Origin of the sequence: Lactobacillus jensenii DSM 20557 (assembly GCF_001436455.1) — a bacterium.
In the GTDB taxonomy this organism is placed as follows: Bacteria; Bacillota; Bacilli; order Lactobacillales; family Lactobacillaceae; genus Lactobacillus; species Lactobacillus jensenii.
The window spans coordinates 1-4,938 of the sequence record NZ_AYYU01000040.1 but is presented as its reverse complement, the minus strand read 5'-3'; the positions used below and the strand labels follow the sequence as shown (position 1 = coordinate 4,938).

Here is a 4,938-nt window from a genome sequence, read left to right as displayed (position 1 = left end):
AATAGTTTCACCAGGTACTAATTCATAGCCAGCAGGGATAGTGGTGTTAACAGTCTTGATGTCGCCAACTTTACCAGTAATTACTTGGTCATCGCTGTCACTACTGAACTTAACTGGATTACCATTTTCGTCCACATACTTGATAGTTTGTTGACCTGGATTTGCTTCGTAAGTGACGTTGACGTCATCGCCATTTTGAGGCACGCCGTTGGCAATCTTAACTTCAGCAGTTGGTACAGTTGAAGTTTCTTTACCATCAACATAAGTAGTGTGTCCATCAACTTGACCTGCATCATAGTCAGGGAAGCTTGCCTTTGACCAGTCGCCAGGTGTCGTCTTACCAGTAACTAAATCAGTGGTGTTAGTTCTGTGAACAGTTGCAGTTTGAACGACTTCGATGGTCTTACCGTTTTCACCAGGGATGTTGATTTTACGAGTAACAGTCTTATCTTCTGGGGTTTCACTAGTCTTATGAGTGAAGTAAAGGCTAATTGTCTGAGTATCAGCGGTGTACTTTTCAGGAGTTGCAGTAGCTGAATTTTCAACATATTGGTAGCCAAGCTTATCAAGTAAGTTCTTGATTTTAGCTTCACGATCACTAGCATCAGTTGCTGAAACTGCAGAATCAACCTTACCAGCTAATTCAGTGTTAGTTGCAAGGCTATCTAAGTCAATTGCAACATCCTTACCAGTTGCTTGATCGTAAGCTTTGAAGATAACTTTACCGTCGTTTGGAGTGTAGTAAATGTTAACTACTTGCTTGCCATAAGTTTGATCAACAGTGACAGCTGGAACACTAGTTGTTGCAGTGTAGCCAGGAATTTCTGGTGCAGTGTAAGCAGTAAAGTTCTTGTTACTGCCGTCAGCTAATTGCCAGTTACTAAAAGTAATCTTATTGGTTGCCTTATCATAGGTAGCAGTCCGAGTAAAGGTTGCAGTTTGGTTAACAGTCTTAGTGATAGTTTGACCAGTAGTGTCGTAAACATTAATGGTTCTTGAAACATCTTGCTTAAAGTCATTAGCAGTTAAGCCTTGAGGTAAGTCTGGTGTCTTATCAGTTAAAGTTACGACATCGTGTTCTAATGTGATGTCTTTATCAGCAACTGGGTCACCGTTAAAGGTGATTGAAGATGGGATTGATTCACCTTCTTTTAACTTGTAGCCAGCAGGTAATGTTTGATCAACATTAGAAGTAGAACCAGTTACACCAGTGATAGTTTGCGTACGTAAAACAGTACCGTCAGCGTCTTTGAAGACAACGTGAGTGGTGTATGTTTGGTTAGTATAAGTAATAGTGTATTCCTTATCACCAGTTGCAGCAGTTGGAGTTTCTGCATCTAAACTAGTAATTGTTGGAACATAACCCTTAATATTCGGCGTGGTAAAGGCAGACCATGATTTTTGAGGTGAGTCACTTGCGATTTGCCAATCGGTGTAGACAACTTTACCAGTCACTTCATTAACGGTTGCATCACGGTAGAACTTAACGGTTTCACTTGTGGTAGAAGTTTTACCATCTGGGTTAATTACGTTAATAGTTCTTGTAACGCTTCTATTCAAGTCTTCTTCACTTACGCCTTGTGGGTAAGTGAAGTTCTTTTCGATGATATCACCTGCATTCTTAGGTGCATCATGTTTTACCTTAACAATCTTAGCTTGAATGTTGAAGACAATTGGAGTCTTAGGTTGACCTGGTTGATCATTAGTTAAAGTTACTTCTTTTGAAGTGTCTTGACCTGGAACTAATTCATAACCGTCTGGAATTTTATCTGCAGTAACAGTTACTTTGTCACCAACTTTACCACCAATGTTTTCACTCTTAATGATATTTCCGTCAGCATCTTTGTAGTTAACAACGGTGTAGGCAGGAACATTTCTGTAGTAAACGTCAATTGCGTCATATGTCGGCACAGTAGCGGAATCCTTGAAACTAGTTCCATCAATTGATGATTGGTCGACACGCGTACCGCTATTATCAACTTGGCTGATATAACCCTCAAGCTGAGGAATTTGGTATTGGGTTAAACCACCGCTCCATTTACCTTCAGTTAAAACTTTACCGGTAACTAAGTCTTCAGTGTTAGTTCTAGTAGCCGTCCCAGTTTGATATTCTTGTTTAATCGTTGTCCCATCTGGCTGGTGAAGGTTAATTAATCGACTTACTGGCTTAGTTTCAACCACATTACCTTGCTTGTGTTTAAAGTGAATAACCAGCTCTTGATCGGTTGACATATCGTCATCAAAGTTTTTGATTAGATCATCATTTGATACGTATTCGTAGTTTTGAGCTTCAAGAACACGGCGAATTGCATCGATGTCGGATTGTTCTTGCTTAAGATCAACTGCTGCACTACTGTTACCAGTCATCTGGGTTGCAATTGTACTTCCAATCTTACCGGTAATATCAGCACCACTGGCATCATCATCAACAGCCTTAAATTTTAGCTTTTGGCCGTCAGCAATATAGGCGATATTGACTACCTTAGATAATGAAGCTAATCCCTCAGGCGTCGATAGTGTTTGAGTAGCAATATTAACAGAATCAGCAGGAATTGAAGTAGCCGGAGTGTACACCCCATCCACAACAAGATAAGACTTATATCCTGGAATTTGAGGAATTTCCTTTTCATCTGAACCAACAGTAGATAAGATATCACCACTTGAATCAATGACTGGGTTAGTTGTAGCTACACTATACTGACCAGTAACTAAGTCCAAAACCCAATTTACATTGAAGTCTACTTCCGTTGAAAGCTGCCGATTAAGTATATTTTTTCCGTCTTTAGTGACAAAAACTCTCCGCAAGTAGCTGTTTGTCAAATACGACGTATAAAAAGGTGAACTAGTCCGCTCTTCAGCTGCCCCATCAAGCCCCGGAATTGTAGTTCCGTTTGGATCGTATTCGCCCTTAGTAATTCTAATTGCAGTCCCTGATAGAATATCATTCTCTAAATTTGTGGGAATTTTAATTGTTCTATGCTGCAAGTTAATGTCATATACCCGGTAAGTCCCATTAACGTCCTTTATACCTAGAGTATAAGACGTATTAATTACACCCATTCCAGAATAGTGAACAAAATCAATCCCGGAAGAGATTCCAGGAATTGTTGTTACTGAATCAGCATCAACTGAATAAACAGCAGTTTTTAAAAGACGTGCTTTATCCGGGCTAGAAGCGACTTCGCCATTTAACCCATTATCAAAAATCTGGACAACGTAGTTAAATTTAGTCGGATCAAGGGCTTGACCGTTAATTGTATCACCAAGGTTCACTTTCCCGGCTTGCCCATCTTTAGAAACTTTAATTTCTTTTCCAGTTGAATTAGTTGTTAGTTTGCTATCCTCAAGTAAAGAACGCTTATTTCTAGTTAAGGTAGTTGCGCCTATTTGACTTGTATTTAACGTAGTAGTTGCGTTGTCTGATTTAACTTGGGCAGAAGCACTAGTTCCTTCATTAGACTTAGTAGTCGCTAGTGTGTCTTTACTAGAAGCATTTTGACTGTTACTTGCTTGAGTTGACTGCTTCTCAGTAGTTGGTGCTACTTTAGCACTAGTTGTATAACAGTCTCTTGTTCTGAATTGGTAACAGAATCTCCATCGTTTTTGGTTTCTTGCTCAGACGTTACTTGCTTATTAACGTCAGTAACTTTAGTTTGGTCCGTTGAAACAGTTGCAGCTTTTGAAATTGAAGCTGATGCACCAAAATAAAGACTAGTAGAAAGCAAGACACTGGTTAACCCTACGGAAAACTTTCTAAAACCAAAGTGTTGCACTCTGTTAGCCGATTCTTCCATCTTGTGTTTAAAATTATTCTTTGAAACTCCCATGATAACCTCCCACGAGCACAAAGCTCGTTATCATCAATTTTTCTAGTCGAATCCAGCAAAATATATAGCGTTTGTATATCTATATTGATATACAAACACTTATAGTTTAATTATAGCATTAATAACAACAACTTTATATTAATAGGCTCATTGATAAAGGGATTCAATAGATATAAAATAACTAGTTTAACAAATACTCAATAATCTTTCTCATAATACAACCCCAGAGATTGATCATTAACTATATACAACAATATAAAAATAGGTAAACTATATTAAAACAATAAATATCGAATAACTTTATCATATTTCGCCCTAAAAATATAAATTTAAATATTATGCACAAAAAAGATTATAGACCTACATCTAAAATCTTTTCAACATTTTAACTAAAAAACAAATTAATCCTTATAGTAATAAAGATAAGGTTTTTACCATATAAAAAAAGGTATTAAACGCTTAACGTTTAATACCTTTTATAATTTTAGTGACGCTTTTTCTTCTTAGTTGCAAGAAGTGCCATCAAGCTGGATACAGTTACGGCAGCTAAACCGGCAGCAGTTTCTACTTCATTATTATTACCTGTTTGTGGTAAACGATTTGTATTTCTCAATTTTGCAGCTTGATAACGATTTGAAGATGATTTTGAATAACTCTTTTCATTAATTGGGGTTGTATTATGAGTTAATTTTGAAGAATTATTGTTATTTTTCTTCTTATCAGCGTCTTTTATATAAGTGATAGTGATAGTTTCATCCTTATCATCAGCAGTTGGTGTCTTACTATCAACTTTAGCTTGACTTGGTGTGTAGCCATCAACAGTTGGTGTGGTAAAGCTACTCCACTTGTCAGTTGTTGCCCAGTTAGACTTAGTAGATTCACCTGTTACATTGTCCGTAGTTACAGTTCTGGTATAAGTTACTGTTTGCTTGGTTTCTGTAATCTTGCCATCTGGAGTAACAACCTTAATAGTTCTGGTGATTGTCTTACTTTGAGTTGAAGATGAGTAAGTGTGATCGACAGTAATCTTAATTACTTGAGGGTGGTCATCAGTCTTTGAATCCTGATTTTGACTGTGGTCAAAACTAGTTGGAATATCAATCTTATCTGG

At 37.5% G+C, this 4,938-nt stretch carries 3 protein-coding genes; all 3 read right to left on the bottom strand.

The window, feature by feature from the left end:
* Positions 1–3,273, bottom strand: a 3,273-nt coding sequence (locus tag FC45_RS07160) for a mucin-binding protein (protein WP_162257473.1), incomplete at its 3' end; no start/stop codon positions are given.
* Between the two features lie 266 nt (positions 3,274–3,539).
* Positions 3,540–3,827, bottom strand: a complete 288-nt coding sequence (locus tag FC45_RS07155; protein WP_006584601.1) for a YSIRK-type signal peptide-containing protein — start codon at positions 3,825–3,827, stop codon at positions 3,540–3,542.
* A 484-nt stretch (positions 3,828–4,311) separates the two neighbouring features.
* Positions 4,312–4,938 (bottom strand): mucin-binding protein (locus tag FC45_RS07150; RefSeq protein WP_057706506.1); only part of this gene is annotated, 627 nt, incomplete at its 5' end.

Bases quoted from the DNA above. Each gene is read 5' to 3' on its own strand.
- FC45_RS07155 (WP_006584601.1), bottom strand. From the start codon at position 3,827: ATGGGAGTTTCAAAGAATAATTTTAAACACAAGATGGAAGAATCGGCT.